Source organism: Novosphingobium sp. ERN07, from assembly GCF_012641335.1.
Taxonomy (GTDB): domain Bacteria; phylum Pseudomonadota; class Alphaproteobacteria; order Sphingomonadales; family Sphingomonadaceae; genus Novosphingobium.
In genome coordinates this window covers 174,745-189,818 of sequence record NZ_JABAID010000002.1, presented here as the reverse complement: position 1 = coordinate 189,818, position 15,074 = coordinate 174,745, and the positions used below count along the sequence as shown (strand labels likewise).

16 protein-coding genes and 3 tRNA genes are annotated in these 15,074 nt (G+C 60.8%); 13 read left to right on the top strand and 6 right to left on the bottom strand.

Annotated elements, in window-relative coordinates; all coding sequences use genetic code 11:
• Position 1: 1 nt before the first annotated feature.
• Positions 2 to 562, bottom strand: coding sequence for a hypothetical protein (locus tag HGI47_RS04120; protein ID WP_168851528.1), 561 nt, complete (start codon positions 560 to 562; stop codon positions 2 to 4).
• Positions 563 to 778: 216 nt separating this feature from the next.
• Positions 779 to 855, bottom strand: a tRNA-Pro gene (locus HGI47_RS04115).
• 141 nt (positions 856 to 996) lie between these two features.
• Here HGI47_RS04115 and thyA point away from each other — a divergent pair.
• From thyA to HGI47_RS04080, 7 genes are all read left to right on the top strand, one after another.
• Positions 997 to 1,941, top strand: coding sequence for a thymidylate synthase (thyA, locus tag HGI47_RS04110; protein ID WP_168851527.1), 945 nt, complete (start codon positions 997 to 999; stop codon positions 1,939 to 1,941).
• Positions 1,942 to 2,068: 127 nt separating this feature from the next.
• The gene (locus HGI47_RS04105) at positions 2,069 to 3,352 is read left to right on the top strand and encodes a thiamine pyrophosphate-dependent enzyme (RefSeq protein ID WP_168851526.1); all 1,284 of its coding nucleotides are present in this window, start codon (positions 2,069 to 2,071) and stop codon (positions 3,350 to 3,352) included.
• A complete protein-coding gene (locus HGI47_RS04100; RefSeq protein ID WP_168851525.1) occupies positions 3,349 to 4,404 on the top strand; it encodes an alpha-ketoacid dehydrogenase subunit beta in 1,056 nt (351 codons plus the stop codon). Before HGI47_RS04105 ends, HGI47_RS04100 begins: the two co-directional genes overlap by 4 nt.
• A gap of 4 nt (positions 4,405 to 4,408) precedes the next feature.
• Positions 4,409 to 5,710: a dihydrolipoamide acetyltransferase family protein gene (locus tag HGI47_RS04095; protein WP_168851524.1), complete on the top strand. Its 1,302-nt coding sequence runs from the start codon at positions 4,409 to 4,411 to the stop codon at positions 5,708 to 5,710.
• Between the two features lie 33 nt (positions 5,711 to 5,743).
• Positions 5,744 to 6,319, top strand: a complete 576-nt coding sequence (locus tag HGI47_RS04090) for a YdeI family protein (RefSeq protein ID WP_168851523.1) — start codon at positions 5,744 to 5,746, stop codon at positions 6,317 to 6,319.
• 95 nt (positions 6,320 to 6,414) lie between these two features.
• Positions 6,415 to 6,491 (top strand) — tRNA-Asp (locus HGI47_RS04085).
• Positions 6,492 to 6,629: 138 nt separating this feature from the next.
• Positions 6,630 to 6,706: transfer RNA gene (locus HGI47_RS04080), tRNA-Asp, on the top strand.
• A gap of 80 nt (positions 6,707 to 6,786) precedes the next feature.
• On the opposite strand, the gene HGI47_RS04075 is transcribed toward HGI47_RS04080, so the two are convergent.
• The 4 genes from HGI47_RS04075 to HGI47_RS04060 form a co-directional block, all read right to left on the bottom strand.
• Complete coding sequence (locus HGI47_RS04075) at positions 6,787 to 7,017, bottom strand: DUF2842 domain-containing protein (RefSeq protein ID WP_168851522.1); 231 nt, start codon at positions 7,015 to 7,017, stop codon at positions 6,787 to 6,789.
• Entirely contained in the window at positions 7,014 to 7,601 is a 588-nt protein-coding gene (locus HGI47_RS04070) for a 5-formyltetrahydrofolate cyclo-ligase (protein ID WP_370521623.1), read from the bottom strand. The genes HGI47_RS04075 and HGI47_RS04070 overlap by 4 nt, the downstream gene beginning before the upstream one ends.
• 206 nt (positions 7,602 to 7,807) lie before the next feature.
• Positions 7,808 to 8,155: a cell division protein ZapA gene (locus HGI47_RS04065; RefSeq protein ID WP_168851520.1), complete on the bottom strand. Its 348-nt coding sequence runs from the start codon at positions 8,153 to 8,155 to the stop codon at positions 7,808 to 7,810.
• Complete coding sequence (locus HGI47_RS04060; RefSeq protein ID WP_168851519.1) at positions 8,152 to 8,358, bottom strand: hypothetical protein; 207 nt, start codon at positions 8,356 to 8,358, stop codon at positions 8,152 to 8,154. The genes HGI47_RS04065 and HGI47_RS04060 overlap by 4 nt, the downstream gene beginning before the upstream one ends.
• 224 nt (positions 8,359 to 8,582) lie before the next feature.
• On the opposite strand from HGI47_RS04060, the gene tkt reads away from it, so the two are divergent.
• The 6 genes from tkt to thiE all read left to right on the top strand — a co-directional run bounded on the left by tkt (position 8,583) and on the right by thiE (position 15,071).
• On the top strand, positions 8,583 to 10,550 hold the full coding sequence (tkt, locus tag HGI47_RS04055; protein WP_168851518.1) for a transketolase: 1,968 nt from the start codon (positions 8,583 to 8,585) through the stop codon (positions 10,548 to 10,550).
• A gap of 21 nt (positions 10,551 to 10,571) precedes the next feature.
• The gene (gap, locus tag HGI47_RS04050; protein ID WP_168851517.1) at positions 10,572 to 11,579 is read left to right on the top strand and encodes a type I glyceraldehyde-3-phosphate dehydrogenase; all 1,008 of its coding nucleotides are present in this window, start codon (positions 10,572 to 10,574) and stop codon (positions 11,577 to 11,579) included.
• Between the two features lie 12 nt (positions 11,580 to 11,591).
• Positions 11,592 to 12,062, top strand: coding sequence for an MOSC domain-containing protein (locus HGI47_RS04045; protein WP_168851516.1), 471 nt, complete (start codon positions 11,592 to 11,594; stop codon positions 12,060 to 12,062).
• A complete protein-coding gene (gene pgk, locus HGI47_RS04040; protein ID WP_168851515.1) occupies positions 12,059 to 13,246 on the top strand; it encodes a phosphoglycerate kinase in 1,188 nt (395 codons plus the stop codon). Before HGI47_RS04045 ends, pgk begins: the two co-directional genes overlap by 4 nt.
• A gap of 175 nt (positions 13,247 to 13,421) precedes the next feature.
• Positions 13,422 to 14,327, top strand: coding sequence for a fructose bisphosphate aldolase (locus HGI47_RS04035; RefSeq protein WP_168851514.1), 906 nt, complete (start codon positions 13,422 to 13,424; stop codon positions 14,325 to 14,327).
• A 99-nt stretch (positions 14,328 to 14,426) separates the two neighbouring features.
• Positions 14,427 to 15,071 (top strand): thiamine phosphate synthase, encoded by a 645-nt coding sequence (thiE, locus tag HGI47_RS04030; RefSeq protein ID WP_168851513.1) that lies wholly within the window; start codon positions 14,427 to 14,429, stop codon positions 15,069 to 15,071.
• Positions 15,072 to 15,074: the final 3 nt, after the last annotated feature.

Below are 15,074 nucleotides of genomic sequence, written 5' to 3'. Positions count from 1 at the left end.
GTCACTCGCTGGGCGAAGGCGCCTGGGCGCTCTTGGTCGCGTCGGCAAATTGTTCGGCGCTCATGCCGATGAACAGACCGCTTGCGCCCTTGGCAACGGATGTGCGCGGCAGCTTGACCTTTGCCGTTCCGGTATCAAGTACGAAATCTGTTTCACTGACTTCGCTGATCTTGCCCAGCACGGTGGTGCCATCCGATGCGTGAACTGCTGCGTCGGCAACAATAGCGGCGGACAGCTCTTCAGCAGCGGCACCCGCAGCCTTTTCAGCGGCTGCGTCGAGTTCTGCCTTGGTCATGCCAAGCACTGGCCCCTTTGGACCGGTGCCAAGCGAGGTAAGAGCCAGCGTGGCCGTGTTCTTGCCAGTGTCGATCACGAAGTTTGGCGCATTCACGCTCTTGATCGTGCCGACTTCGGCTCCGGCAGTGTCATAGACGGTTGCGCTCACTGTGGGCGTTGCTGCAGCCGGCGCCGATGCACTTGCGGCTGCATCCTGCGCGATGGCGGTGGTGGCAAAAGGTGCTGTTGCGACGAGAAGGGCAAGCGAGAGTTTGCGGAGTTTCACGGAAGGGTTTCCTGTCCTGTTATTGGGATAGCCCTGCCAAGGTCGGCAATACGCCGCATAAGCGAAAGAGCGTTTGCGCTGTTTCGCGCTTAAATATGCGGCGAATTGAAAGACTTGTGCCTCACGCACGATAAACCGAGCCGCTCATGGCGGACAAAGCGCATACGAAAAGAGCGACCCGAAGGCCGCTCTGTTCTTCACCAGTGTAAGGTGAAATGGTCGGGGAAAGAGGATTCGAACCTCCGGCCCCTGCCTCCCGAAGACAGTGCTCTACCAGGCTGAGCTATTCCCCGACCGATCCGCAAGCCGGTGACCCGGCTGCGAGGCAGGGGCGCCCTATACGAGGCAGTTCCGGGGCTGGCAAGCGGGAAGGGCCAAGTTTTTTCACAGGCTGATTTTTGCGCCTGCGGGCGCACGGCGATAGAAGCCGGATCATGTTGAAACGCGCCGATTCCGCCCGCCATTACGAATGGCAATATCTCGATCTCATGCGCGAGATATGGGAGCACGGTGACGAACGGGTTGACCGCACCGGCGTGGGCACGCGCTCTGTGTTTGGCGCGCAATTGAGGTTCGATCTTTCGGACGGGCGGATGCCGCTGCTGACGACCAAGCGCGTCTATTGGAAAACGGCCACGCGCGAGTTCCTGTGGTTCCTTACGGGTGACACCAATATCCGCGCATTGTGCGCGCAAGGCGTGGAGATCTGGACCGACTGGCCCCTCGAACGCTATCGTAAGGCCACTGGCAGCGATATCGCCCGTGCCGACTTTTCCGCCCGGATCGTGGCGGATGCGGCGTTTGCTGCCGAATGGGGCGATCTTGGCCCGGTCTATGGCAAGCAGTGGGTCAACTGGCCGGTTTATGAACCTGCGGGTGAGGGGCTTTTTGCCCAGCGCGCCACCGGAATAAATCAGGTGGCCGATGTCGTCGAATCGCTGCGGGGCAATCCTGGCAGCCGCCGTCACATCGTGGAAGGCTGGAACGTGGCCGAACTTGATCGGATGGCGCTGCCGCCGTGCCACAAGACCTACCAGTTCCACGTCAGCGGTAACAAGCTGAATGGCTTGCTCTACCAGCGCAGTTGCGATGTGGCGCTGGGACTTCCGTTCAATCTTTGGGGCGCAGCGCTTTTCATCCGCCTGCTGGCGCAACAGTGCGATCTGGAGCCGGGCGAACTGGTGTGGATGGGCGGTGACACGCACCTTTATCTCAATCATGCAGAACTGGTCGAAGCGCAGATTGGGCGGGAACCGGAAGGCGATCCGCGCCTTGCCATATCGCGCCGACCCGATAGCATCTTCGGTTATCGGATCGAGGATTTTGAAGTGACAGGATACGCGCCGCAGGGCCATCTTTCCGCGCCGGTTGCCGTCTGACGCTGTGATTGACTCGATAAGGTGTGTGAAATAAAATAACAAACGTATATAACTTTGCATCAGTCTAGCTTTTGCATTTGCAAAGGCCGATTCGATGCGGGAGAGTCAAAATGCAGGCGTTCTCATCATGAGCACAAGCGCGCGTGGCAACCTGCCGTCGCTGTCGCTGCACGTGCCTGAGCCGCGGTTCCGTCCCGGTGATCCGGTCAATTATTCGCATCTTCAGATCACCGTCGCGGGCGAACAGCCACGCCCTGACGAGGGGTGCGTGGCAGCCGATACGCATCCCCTGTGCCTCGATCTGGTGCGCGTGCTGGACGATGATGATCGCGCAGTCGGGCCTTGGGATCCAAAGCTTGATGCCGAAACCTTACGGCGAATGCTCCGTACGATGGCACTGACCCGCGCTTTCGATGACCGGATGTATCGCGGCCAACGGCAGGGCAAAACCAGCTTCTACATGAAGTGTACCGGTGAAGAGGCCTCCTCGGTCGCCCCGGCGATGGCGCTGGCCGACGATGACATGGTGTTTCCCAGCTATCGCCAACAGGGCATTCTGATCGCGCGCGGCTATCCCATCGTCGAGATGATCAACCAGATCTATTCGAACCGGGCGGACAAGCTGAAAGGCCGCCAGTTGCCGATCATGTATTCGGCGCGCGAGGCTTCGTTCTTCACGATCAGCGGCAATCTGGCCACACAATACCCCCAAGCCGTGGGTTGGGCGATGGCCAGCGCGATCAAGGGTGATACCCGCATTGCTGCCACCTGGATCGGTGAGGGATCGACAGCCGAGGGCGATTTCCATTCAGCGATGACGTTTGCCACGGTCTATAACGCCCCTGTCATCTTCAACGTCGTCAACAACCAGTGGGCGATTTCGAGCTTTTCGGGCTTTGCCGGGGCGGAACGCACAACCTTTGCCGCACGCGCCATCGGCTATGGCATGGCGGGGCTGCGGGTGGATGGGAACGATCCGCTGGCGGTTTACGCGGCCACCGAATGGGCCGCCAATCGCGCCCGTTCAAACGCCGGGCCGACGCTGATCGAACACTTCACCTATCGTGCAGAAGGCCATTCAACTTCTGACGATCCGGGCCAGTATCGTTCTGCGCATGAGCGGGAAGAGTGGCCTTTGGGCGATCCTATCAACCGCCTCAAGAAGCACCTGATCGCGCTGGGCGAATGGTCGGAAGACCAGCACGCCGCGATGGACCGTGAACTGATGGAGCAGGTGAAGGTGGCGACGAAGGAGGCTGAGAAGAACGGCATCCTTGGCCACGGACTGCATCACCCCTTCCACACCATGTTCGAAGATGTGTTCGAGGATCTGCCTTGGCATCTGCAGGAACAGAGCAGGCAGGCGATACACGAGCGTCGCGTCAAATGGCCGGAATGGAAAGACGGATGACCTACGAAGAAACCCCGGTCAGCCTGGCCGAGGCTCCGACCCGCCGCCTCAACATGATCGAGGCGATCAACGACGCGCTCGACATCATGATGGAGCGCGATCCCAATGTTGTCGTGATGGGCGAGGATGTTGGCTACTTTGGCGGCGTGTTCCGCGCGACGGCAGGCTTGCAGAAGAAATACGGCAAGCCCCGCGTGTTTGATACGCCGATCAGCGAGTGCGGCATTATCGGCGTTGCCGTGGGCATGGGTGCCTATGGCCTGCGTCCGGTGCCGGAAATCCAGTTTGCCGATTATATCTATCCGGGTTTGGATCAGCTCGTTTCGGAAGCAGCGCGCCTGCGTTATCGTTCGGCGGGCGAGTTCATCGCGCCGATGACCGTGCGCTCCCCATTCGGTGGCGGTATATTCGGCGGGCAGACCCACAGCCAAAGCCCCGAAGCGCTGTTCACCCACGTTGCCGGTCTGAAAACGGTCGTCCCCAGCACGCCGCACGATGCCAAGGGCCTGTTGATTGCCGCTATAGAAGACAACGATCCGGTGATCTTCTTCGAACCGAAGCGCATCTATAACGGCCCCTTCAACGGCTATTACGACAAGCCGGTGGAGCCGTGGTCGAAGCACGCTGATAGCGTGGTGCCGGAAGGGTATTATTCGATACCGCTGGGCAAGGCGCGGATCGTGCGCCCCGGCAATGCCTTCACCGTGCTGGCTTATGGCACGATGGTTCACGTTGCGGCGGCAGTCTGCGCAGAAAAGGGCGTCGATGCCGAAATCATCGATCTGCGCACGCTCGTTCCGCTGGATATAGCGACGGTGGAAAAGTCGGTGGAAAAAACCGGCAAATGCCTGATCGTCCATGAAGCCACGCGCACATCCGGCTTCGGCGCGGAACTTTCGGCGCTGGTGCAGGAGCGTTGCTTCTATCACCTTGAAGCGCCGATAGAGCGCGTGACAGGCTTCGATACGCCTTATCCCCATAGCCTCGAATGGGCCTATTTCCCAGGCCCGGTCCGCATTGGCGAGGCCATCGACCGTCTGACGAAAGCCTGAGCCAATGGGAACTTACACATTCCGCCTGCCCGATATCGGAGAAGGCATTGCCGAGGCCGAAATCGTTGCCTGGCACGTAAAAGTCGGCGATTCCGTCGAAGAGGATGGCCGCCTTGCCGACATGATGACCGACAAGGCCACGGTTGAGATGGAAAGCCCGGTTGCGGGCAAGGTCGTTTCGATCGCGGGTGAAGTGGGCGATATCGTGGCGATCGGCTCGGCGCTGGTCGTGATCGAGACTGAGGGAGAAGGGGAGGCTGAAACGCCTGTCCCGGCACCCGCCCCGAAAGCCGAGGTTGTGGAGCAGCGGATCGCAGCCGAAACGCCTGAGGCGGTGGACGCGGCGAAGATCGACGCCGTTGCCCCATCGCCCCCGATATCGCAACCCGTCGCAATCGTGCCTGTCGAAACGCCAACAAGGCACGGCAGCAGCGCGAAAGTGCTGGCCAGTCCCGCTGTGCGCCAACGCGCGCGTGATCTTGGTATCGACCTGTCGGAAGTGCGCCCGTCAGAGGAAGGGCGCGTCCGTCATGCGGATCTCGATCAGTTTCTCGCCTACAACGCGCAAGGCGGATATCGCGCGGCAGGGGTCGAGCGCGGAGATGAGGTCATTAAGGTCATCGGGATGCGCCGCCGCATTGCCGAGAACATGGCCGCTTCAAAGCGCAATATCCCGCACTTTTCCTATGTGGAGGAATGCGACGTTACCGCGATCGAAGCGATGCGCGAACAATTGAACGCCCATCGTGGTGACAAGCCGAAGCTGACCATGCTTCCGCTGCTGATCACCGCGATTTGTCACACTTTGCCGCAGTTTCCGATGCTCAACGCGCGCTATGATGACGAAGCAGGCGTGGTTACACGGTATGGCGCGGTGCATCTGGGCATGGCAGCGCAGACTCCTGCCGGGTTGATGGTGCCGGTGATTCGCAATGCGCAAAGCCTCAACCTCTGGCAACTCGCGCGCGAAATCGTGCGTCTTGCCGAAGCGGCCCGCAGCGGCAGCGCAAAATCGGATGAACTGTCTGGCTCGACGCTGACCATAACGTCGCTAGGCCCGCTAGGCGGTGTTGCCACCACGCCCGTTATCAACCGGCCCGAAGTTGCGATCATAGGCCCCAACCGCATCATCGAACGCCCGATGTTCGTGTCTGATGGCTTGGGGGGCGAACGCATCGAGAAGCGCAAGCTCATGAACATCTCGATCAGTTGCGATCATCGCGTGGTGGACGGACACGATGCCGCCAGCTTCGTTCAGGCGGTGAAGAAACTGATCGAAGCGCCGGTGCTGTTGCTGGCGGATTGATGTGGTAACCTCTCGCAAAACGGGAGGTGCCACTTGCCGACTACCGATCCACGCATAGACGATCATATCGCCAAGGCATGCGATTTCGCGCGCCCGATCCTCGAACGCTTCCGCGCGCTCGTGCATCGTGAGGTGCCCGGCTGCGCCGAAGCTATCAAATGGGGAATGCCGCACTTTACGCTTGGCGGAAAGAACATCGCGGGGATGGCAGCGTTCAAAAAGCACGTTTCGGTGTTCTTCCACCATGACGAACAACCCGGCGGCACCGGGCCATTCCGTCAGATCGCCAGTATAGAGGCATTCCCGGACGAAACAGCCGTCGTCGAACGCCTTCATGCTGCGGTGGAACGGCTGTCTGCTCCGAAGGCGGTCCCGCGCCCCAAAGCGCCACCCAAGCCTGTGCCAAACCTGCCCGACGCTTTTGCCAAAGCGTTGGCTCTAACGGCATCGCGCGAGCGTTTCGATGCCATGCCGCCGGGGCAACGGCGCGAATATATTGAATGGATTGTCGAAGCTAAGACCGATGCCACCCGCGACAAACGTATTGCGCAAGCGGTGGAATGGATAGGCGAAGGCAAAACGCGCAACTGGAAATACCAGAAATGCTGATGATTTGAGAGAAATTCGCTTGAGCGCAAATTTGCCGCACGAACAGCGTTGACAGCCCGCAAACTCTGCCATAGAGGCGGCGCTCCCAAGGGTGAGCGGGTGTAGCTCAGTTGGTTAGAGTATCGGCCTGTCACGCCGAGGGTCGCGGGTTCAAGTCCCGTCACTCGCGCCATTGGGGAGATTAAAAAGGCGCCTCCGGGCGCCTTTTTCTTTGCCCTTAATCGCCCCGAACTGCTGTGGAAAACTTCCTTGAAACAGCCCGTTGACAGCCCGCTGAACCTGCCATAGAGGCGCGTCTCCCAAGGGGCACGCGGGTGTAGCTCAGTTGGTTAGAGTATCGGCCTGTCACGCCGAGGGTCGCGGGTTCAAGTCCCGTCACTCGCGCCACCTTGGGAATTTCCTTACAGCATCGAACTGAACAATCCCTTCGGGGCCAGTCTGATGGCGCTGGTGTTACCGATGCGCGTTCACCCCCAGCGCCCGGTTTCCATCCAGATCAGGAAGCGTCGAAGCGGCAGCAGCCAGATGGTGCCCAGCACGACATAAACCAGCGTCTGCAGCAAAACGTGCCAACCACCGATGACGGCCGACGCCGAAGCCACGGCAAACATGTAGATGCATAGCGCAATGACGAGCGCAAGGATGCCCACCGGCTTGCGCCATGTCGGCTTCCATTCAGGCTTTTCCGGCTGCGTCATGCGGCAAACTCCCACGGACCATAGATTCGCGTCGGTGTTACCACGACATGGAGCGGACGGTCGTGGGCCTCCCTCGGCAAATGCTCGACAAGCTGGCAATCCCATGCAAGGCCGACCGGCAAGCTGGTGGGATGCGCTGCCAACCAGCGATCATAATGACCACCGCCTTGCCCAAGACGCCCGCCGTCTGCGCTGAAACCGACCAGCGGCACAAACAGCACATCGGGCACAACGACTGCCGCATCGGGTGCGGGCTGCGAAATGCCTTTCCACGGTCCCGGCACGAGCAGTTTGTCCACCCACGGTGAAGTCCATTCGCGAAACTGCATCGGTGAATTACGGTCGGCAAACCACGGCAGCGCCACTTTATGCCCCGCCTCGTGAAAAACCTGCGCATAGGCCGTGGCCGGAGCCTCTGAAGGCCCGGCAAGATAGACTCCCACCGTCGCACCTTCCGGCACCATCGCCAGGATGGGCGAGGGTGGGCGCCGAAACATCAAGGCCTTCACACGCGGATCAAGCGACGCCACATGCGCATTGCGCTGCGCCCTCAGTTGCTCGCGCAGCGCAGTCTTGGCTTCCACGGGATGCTCCGGTCGAATGGGAAAAGAGGAGGGGGGTGACGGGCCCACCGTGGGTCGGTTGCTCGGAAAATCCTCTGACGCCTCGACGTCAGGTGGGGACCGCTTACCCAGGACCAGGATCCCAGGCAGGGGCAGCCCCCTTGGATTGCTTATAGCCTCAGGGATGTTCATACGGCTCGTGCCGGGCAGATCCCGTCGCTGCCTATCTAGGCGCTCACTGGCCCCTGCTCAAGGGTAGCAGCGAGTTTTTCGAGGCGTTCGGCCAGAAGGTTGATCCGGCCGACCAAAATTTGTTCTGCACTATCAGCTTCATCTGATGCCGCCTTCGCAACCTCTGCCACCGGCTCGATAGGCGCATTGCGGTGCGCTTCGTGCAATTCATCGGCCAGCATCAACGCTGAAAACAGCAGCATTCGCGGCTCACCCTGCCCAAGTCCGATGCGACGGGCGCGGTCATCGACCATACGCCCCAGCATTTCGATATGCGCTTCCTCGCCATCGGCGCAGGATACGGCAAAGGGTCGACCGCCAATGGTCAACGTAAGATTGCTCATTTGGGAAGGCCTGCCAGCAAAAGGTCCAACTGGCGCAATTCCTGCGCTACCGTATCTTTAAGCTTGCGATGCCGGACCCTGAGCAGCGCAAGCTCCTCAGCCGTTTCGCCGCTGCGATTGCCCTGTTGTGAAACTGCCCCCTCGACCCGGCTGAGCGCCTGCTCAAGCCGGTCCAGCGCGGCATTCAATGCGTCTGCTGCCATGACCATGCAAGTTACCAGATTGGCGGCCCATCGCAACTGCGGCACTGCAAAACCCGGTAGACAGCACCAGTAGACAGCGCAGGTCAATGCGTTCACCGCAAAGAACGCCACCGCACAGCCTTGACCCTTCGCCCCACCATGACCAAAGAGGCCCCGCTCCGAATCATCGGTTTTCGTGCGGGCGTCAGGGATGGCCGCACGACAGGGAAGGGCTTTTTTCAAGCATGACACGCGAAACCACCGCGCTGGCACCAATGGCCAACGCGATCCGTGCGCTTGCAATGGACGCAGTCCAGGCAGCGAACTCTGGCCACCCCGGCATGCCGATGGGCATGGCCGATGTTGCCACGGTGCTGTGGACGCAGTTCCTCAAGCATGATCCGTCGGCTCCGGCGTGGACCGACCGCGACCGTTTCATCCTTTCGGCCGGCCATGGCTCGATGCTGATCTACGCGCTGCTCCACCTGACGGGTTACGAAAGCCCGGCGATGGACGATATTCGCAATTTCCGTCAGTTGGACAGCGTTTGCGCTGGTCACCCGGAAAACTTCCTGATCCCCGGCGTGGAATTGACCACCGGTCCGCTGGGGCAGGGGCTGGCGATGGCCGTCGGTTTTGCGATGGCCGAACGGCATCTCAACGCACATTTCGGCAACGATCTGATCGATCACAAGACGTGGGTCATCGCTGGTGACGGCTGCCTGATGGAAGGCATCAACCACGAAGCCGTGGGCCTTGCCGGAACGCTGAAGCTTGGCCGCCTGAACGTGCTGTGGGACGACAACAAGATCACCATCGATGGTGATACATCGCTCTCGACCAGCGAAGATATCCTTGGCCGCTATACAGCGTCGGGTTGGCACGTCACGTCGTGCGATGGCCATGACTTTGCCGACATTGCCCGTGCTCTGGCCGAAGCCGAAGCCGATCCGCGTCCGTCGCTGGTCGCCTGCCGCACCGTGATCGGCAAGGGCGCGCCCAACAAGCAGGGCGGCCACAACGTCCACGGATCGCCGCTGGGTGCCGATGAAATCGCCGCCGCGCGCGAGTATCTGGGATGGACATCGGCTCCTTTTGAAGTTCCGGCAGACATTCTGACCAACTGGCGTTCATCGGCAGAAGCCGGAAAGGCCGCGCACGCCGAATGGCAAAAGCGCGCCGCCGCCAGTGACAAGGCTGCGGAACTGGCCCGCCGGATGGCTGGCGATCTTCCCGCTGACACCGGCTTCGATGCCTATATCCAGTCGCTGATTGCCAACCCGCCCAAGGTCGCGACCCGCAAGTCGAGCGAGATGGCGCTGGAAGCCTTCACCGCGAACGTGCCCGAAATGGTCGGTGGTTCGGCAGACCTTACCGGTTCGAACAACACCAAGACCAAATCGACCAGCCCCTTCACGCCGGAAAGCTATGACGGTCGCTATGTCTATTACGGCATCCGCGAATTCGGCATGGCTGCCGCGATGAACGGAATGGCGCTGCACGGCGGCATCATTCCTTACGGCGGCACCTTCCTCGTGTTCTCGGACTATTGCCGCAATGCAGTGCGCATGTCGGCCTTGCAGCACACCCGCGCGATCTATGTGTTCACGCACGATTCCATCGGTCTTGGCGAAGACGGACCGACCCATCAGCCGGTCGAACATGTCATGTCGCTGCGCATGATCCCGAACCTGCTGGTGTTCCGCCCGGCGGACGCGATTGAAACCGCCGAGGCATGGGCCATCGCGCTGGCAAACAAGGATCGTCCTTCGGTGCTGGCACTCACGCGCCAGAACCTGCCGCCGGTTCGCTTTGATGCAGCGATGAAGAGCGCCAGGGGTGCCTATCGTTTGGTCGGTGCAACGGCTGCGCGCAAGGTCGTGTTGCTGGCCACTGGCTCGGAAGTCGAAGTCGCGATGAAGACGGCGGCCGCGCTCGAAGAGAAGGGGATCGGTGCCGATGTCGTTTCCGTGCCGTGCTGGGAACTGTTCGATGAACAGGACGCCGCCTACAAGGCAGACCTGCTGCCCGCAGATGCGATCAAGGTTTCGGTCGAAGCAGGCGTCACGCTGGGCTGGCAGAAGTATGTCGGTGATGGCCTGACCATCGGCATCGACACTTTCGGCGCATCGGCCCCGGCCGAGGTGCTTTTCGACTATTTCGGCCTGACGGCTGAGAAGATCGTCCCGCAAATCCTTTCGCGGGTTTCGTAAATTCAAAAGGAGATACCCGACATGGCGATCAAGGTTGCAATCAACGGTTTCGGACGCATCGGGCGCAATGTCGCCCGCGCCATTCTCGAACGGCCCGATTGCGGCCTTGAGCTGGTCTCGATCAACGATCTGGCCGATGCCAAGGCCAACGCCCTGCTGTTCAAGCGCGATAGCGTGCACGGCGCGTTTTCGGGCGACGTTTCGGTCGATGGCAGCGACTTGATCGTCAACGGCAAGCGTATCCAGGTTACGGCTGAGCGTGATCCGGCAAACCTGCCGCACGCCGCCAACGGCATCGACATCGCGTTCGAATGCACTGGCTTCTTCACCAACCGCGATGGCGGCCAGAAGCACATCGATGCCGGTGCCAAGCGCGTGCTGATCTCAGCCCCTGCCAAGAACGTCGATCTGACCGTCGTGTTCGGCGTGAACCACGACAAGCTGACCGGCGATCACAAGATCGTGTCGAACGCATCGTGCACTACCAACTGCCTTGCCCCGATGGCCAAGGTTCTGCACGAATCCATCGGGATCGAACGTGGCCTGATGACCACGATCCATTCCTACACCAACGATCAGAAGATCCTCGATCAGATCCACAGCGACCCGCGCCGCGCTCGCGCCGCTGCTATGAACATGATCCCCACCAGCACCGGCGCCGCCGTTGCCGTCGGCGAAGTTCTGCCCGATCTGAAGGGCAAGCTCGATGGTTCTTCGATCCGCGTGCCGACGCCGAACGTCTCGGTGGTTGACCTGACCTTCACCCCCAAGCGCGACACGACGCTGGAAGAAGTGAACAGCGTGCTGAAGGCTGCTGCCGAAGGCGCACTGAAGGGTGTGCTCGGCTACACCGACGAACCGCTGGTTTCGATCGACTTCAACCACGATGCGCACTCGTCGACCATTGACAGCCTTGAAACCGCCGTTCTCGAAGGCAAGCTGGTCCGCGTGCTTTCTTGGTACGACAACGAGTGGGGCTTCTCCAACCGTATGCTCGATACTGCGGGCGCGATGGCGAAGTTTCTCTAAGGAACTGTCATAATGAGCGGGCGTCTCGAAGGCATTGCACGGCACGATAGGCCGCGTGGGCCGATAGAGACGCTCGATCACGTTGCGGTCACTCGCGAACTTGGCGTTCGCGGTGACCTGCGCGGGGCGATCCGCCCCGGCAAATCCGGGCGTCGGCAGATATCTCTGATCGAGACCGAAAGCTGGCAGGCGGCGCTGGCCGAGTTGGGCACCGCCGTCGAACGCACGTTGCCCTGGCACATTCGCCGCGCCAACCTGCTGGTGCAGGGCATCAGGCTTCCGCGCGAACCGGGCAAGATCGTCGCAATCGGCCAAAGTCTGCGCATCGAAGTAACCTGCGAATGCGATCCCTGCAGCCGCATGGATGAAATCCACCCCGGCCTGAAACTCGCCCTGATGCCAGACTGGCGCGGCGGGGTGCTTGGCCGGGTTTTGACCGATGGCGAAATTGCTATTGGCGACGAAGTGAGGATCGAGGAATGAGCTTCAAGACGCTTGACGATATCGGTGACCTGAACGGCAAGACCGTGCTGGTGCGCGAAGACCTGAACGTGCCGATGGCCGATGGCAAGGTGACCGACGATACCCGTCTGCGCGCCACGGTCGCCACGTTGAGCGAACTTGCCGACAAGGGCGCCAAAGTCCTCGTTCTGGCCCACTTCGGCCGTCCCAAGGGGCAGCCTTCGGAGGAGTTCTCGCTCAAGAAAATTGCCGAACCGCTCGCGCACGTTGTGGGCCGTCCGGTCAGCTACATCGATTGGGAAGGCGACAAGGCAGCCGTCGCCGCTCTCGCGCCGGGATCCATCGCGATCCTTGAAAACACGCGCTTCTTCGGCGGCGAGGAAAAGAACGACCCGGCAGTTGTCGAGCGTTTCGCAAGCCTTGGCGATATCTACGTCAACGACGCTTTCTCTGCCGCGCACCGCGCTCACGCATCGACCGAGGGCCTTGCCAAAGTGCTGCCCGCCTATGCTGGACGTGCGATGGAAGCCGAGTTGAAGGCGCTTCAGAAGGCTCTTGGTGAACCTGAGCGCCCGGTTGCTGCTGTTGTCGGCGGTGCAAAAGTTTCAACCAAGCTTGATGTGCTCAAGCACCTTGTCACCAAGGTCGATCATCTGATCATCGGCGGCGGCATGGCCAACACCTTCCTTGCCGCGCGCGGCGTGAACGTCGGCAAATCGCTATGCGAACACGATCTTACTGGGACCGCCGAGGAAATCCTCGACAATGCCGACAAGGCTGGCTGCACCGTTCACCTCCCTTACGATGTTGTCGTATCGAAGGAATTTGCGACGAATCCGCCGTCGCTTCGCACGTGTAACGTCCACGAAGTCGCTGCCGACGAGATGATCCTCGACGTAGGCCCGGCTGCCGTCGAAGCTTTGGCCGACGCTCTCAAAACCTGTCGCACGCTGGTCTGGAACGGGCCGATGGGCGCGTTTGAAACCGAGCCGTTCGATGCCGCCACGGTTGCACTGGCGAAGACCGCCGCCGCGCTGACCAAGGAAGGCTCGTTGGTATCGGTCGCTGGAGGTGGAGACACCGTTGCCGCGCTCAATCACGCCGGCGTTGCCGCTGATTTCTCCTATGTTTCGACGGCAGGTGGTGCGTTCCTCGAATGGATGGAAGGCAAGGAATTGCCCGGCGTGGCCGCGCTCGAAGCCTAAAAATTTTAAGGAGCGCGTGTTGCACTGCGGCACGCGCTCCTTTATGGCGCGTATTTGCATAGGTATGCGCCATTTTCGACGCTCGCGCCGACCCGCGAGCGTCTTTTAAAAGCGCATTTACGCATAGGTATGCGGAGGCGGAATTCCGCCCTTTCGCAGCAGATAGGACGGGCTGATGAACACGACCGAAATGACCGCGAAGATGGCTTCAGGTGATGGCTTCATTGCCGCTCTCGACCAGTCGGGCGGTTCGACTCCCAAGGCGCTCAAGGGCTATGGCGTCGAAGAAGGCGCCTGGAACACCGACGAAGAAATGTTCGGTCTGATCCACGAAATGCGCGCCCGCATCATCCGTTCAGCAGCTTTCGACGGTTCCAAGGTCATCGGCGCGATCCTGTTCGAACGGACGATGGACGGAACCGTAGATGGCAAGCCGGTTCCCGCTGCTCTGATCGAAAAGGGCGTCGTGCCCTTCATCAAGATCGACAAGGGCCTTGAGGATGAAGCAAACGGCGTTCAGCTCATGAAGCCGATGCCCACGCTCGACGATCTGCTGGCCCGTTCAAAGGCGCTCGGCGTCTATGGCACCAAGGAACGCTCGGTTATCAATTCCGCCAACCGAGAAGGTATCGCTGCGGTGGTCTCCCAGCAGTTTGCAGTGGGCAATCAGGTTCTCAGCCACGGCATGATGCCAATCATCGAACCCGAAGTGAACATCAAGAGCGAGACGCGGGCGGAATGCGATGCAATCCTGCTCGACGAAATCCTCAAGAACCTCAATGCGCTGCCCGAAGGCACGCAGGTCATGCTCAAGCTCTCGCTCCCCATCGTGCCAGGCACGTTCGATCCGCTCGTCTCGCACCCCAAGGTGCTGCGCGTCGTCGCGCTTTCGGGCGGCTACAAGCGCCCCGAAGCCTGCGTCGAGCTGGCAAAGAACAACGGCATCATCGCCAGCTTCAGCCGCGCCCTGCTCGAAGATCTGCGCGCGCAGATGACCGATGCTGAGTTTGACGCAGCCTTGGGCGCAGCCATCGACGATATCTACACCGGTTCGACGCAGAAGACGCTCGTCGCCGCCTAAATCCGTTTGAGAGGACGGGAAAGGCCGCCCCGCCGCCGGCAAAGCCGGGGCGGGGCGTTTTGCTTGCAGCTTGCCATATGCACCGATATGGCCGCCTTCATGGCCAAGCTCTCCTCCGAACTCTACCTCATCTCCCCGCTCGACGTTACCGGCCCATTCCCGGATCGTCTTGCCCGCGCGCTTGACGCAGGCCCGGTTGCCGCATTCCAGTTCCGGGTAAAAGGCGTGGACGAACATGAGGCTGCGCGCCTTGCCGAACCGCTCCAGCGCATCTGCGCGGATCGCGACGTGGCGTTCATCGTCAACGATTCCATCAGCCTCGCCAAGCGCCTTGGTGCTGATGGCGTCCATCTTGGGCAGGACGATGGCGACGTGAAGGACGCGCGCGACAGGCTTGGACGCACTGCGCAGATCGGCGTCACCTGCCACGACAGCCGCCATTTCGCGATGGATGCAGGCGATGCAGGGGCTGATTACGTTGCCTTCGGCGCGTTCTTTCCCTCCAGCACCAAGGAAACCAAACACGTCGCAGGGCTGGACCTTCTCGAATGGTGGCAGTCGATCTTCGAACTGCCCTGTGTCGCCATCGGTGGCATCACGCCTGCCAACTGCGCTCCTCTGGTGCAGGCAGGGGCAGATTTCCTCGCCGTCAGCAATGCCGTTTGGGACGGCGACGAAGCCGCTAACGTCGCGGCATTCTTCGACACAATCCGTGCCAATCCCCGTCTGATCGCCGATGACTGACTG

Bases quoted from the DNA above. Each gene is read 5' to 3' on its own strand.
- thyA (WP_168851527.1), top strand. From the start codon at position 997: ATGTTGAAACGCGCCGATTCCGCCCGCCATTACGAATGGCAATATCTC.
- HGI47_RS04105 (WP_168851526.1), top strand. From the start codon at position 2,069: ATGAGCACAAGCGCGCGTGGCAACCTGCCGTCGCTGTCGCTGCACGTG.
- HGI47_RS04100 (WP_168851525.1), top strand. From the start codon at position 3,349: ATGACCTACGAAGAAACCCCGGTCAGCCTGGCCGAGGCTCCGACCCGC.
- HGI47_RS04095 (WP_168851524.1), top strand. From the start codon at position 4,409: ATGGGAACTTACACATTCCGCCTGCCCGATATCGGAGAAGGCATTGCC.
- HGI47_RS04075 (WP_168851522.1), bottom strand. From the start codon at position 7,017: ATGACGCAGCCGGAAAAGCCTGAATGGAAGCCGACATGGCGCAAGCCG.
- HGI47_RS04065 (WP_168851520.1), bottom strand. From the start codon at position 8,155: ATGAGCAATCTTACGTTGACCATTGGCGGTCGACCCTTTGCCGTATCC.
- HGI47_RS04060 (WP_168851519.1), bottom strand. From the start codon at position 8,358: ATGGCAGCAGACGCATTGAATGCCGCGCTGGACCGGCTTGAGCAGGCG.
- tkt (WP_168851518.1), top strand. From the start codon at position 8,583: ATGACACGCGAAACCACCGCGCTGGCACCAATGGCCAACGCGATCCGT.
- gap (WP_168851517.1), top strand. From the start codon at position 10,572: ATGGCGATCAAGGTTGCAATCAACGGTTTCGGACGCATCGGGCGCAAT.
- HGI47_RS04045 (WP_168851516.1), top strand. From the start codon at position 11,592: ATGAGCGGGCGTCTCGAAGGCATTGCACGGCACGATAGGCCGCGTGGG.
- pgk (WP_168851515.1), top strand. From the start codon at position 12,059: ATGAGCTTCAAGACGCTTGACGATATCGGTGACCTGAACGGCAAGACC.
- HGI47_RS04035 (WP_168851514.1), top strand. From the start codon at position 13,422: ATGAACACGACCGAAATGACCGCGAAGATGGCTTCAGGTGATGGCTTC.
- thiE (WP_168851513.1), top strand. From the start codon at position 14,427: ATGGCCAAGCTCTCCTCCGAACTCTACCTCATCTCCCCGCTCGACGTT.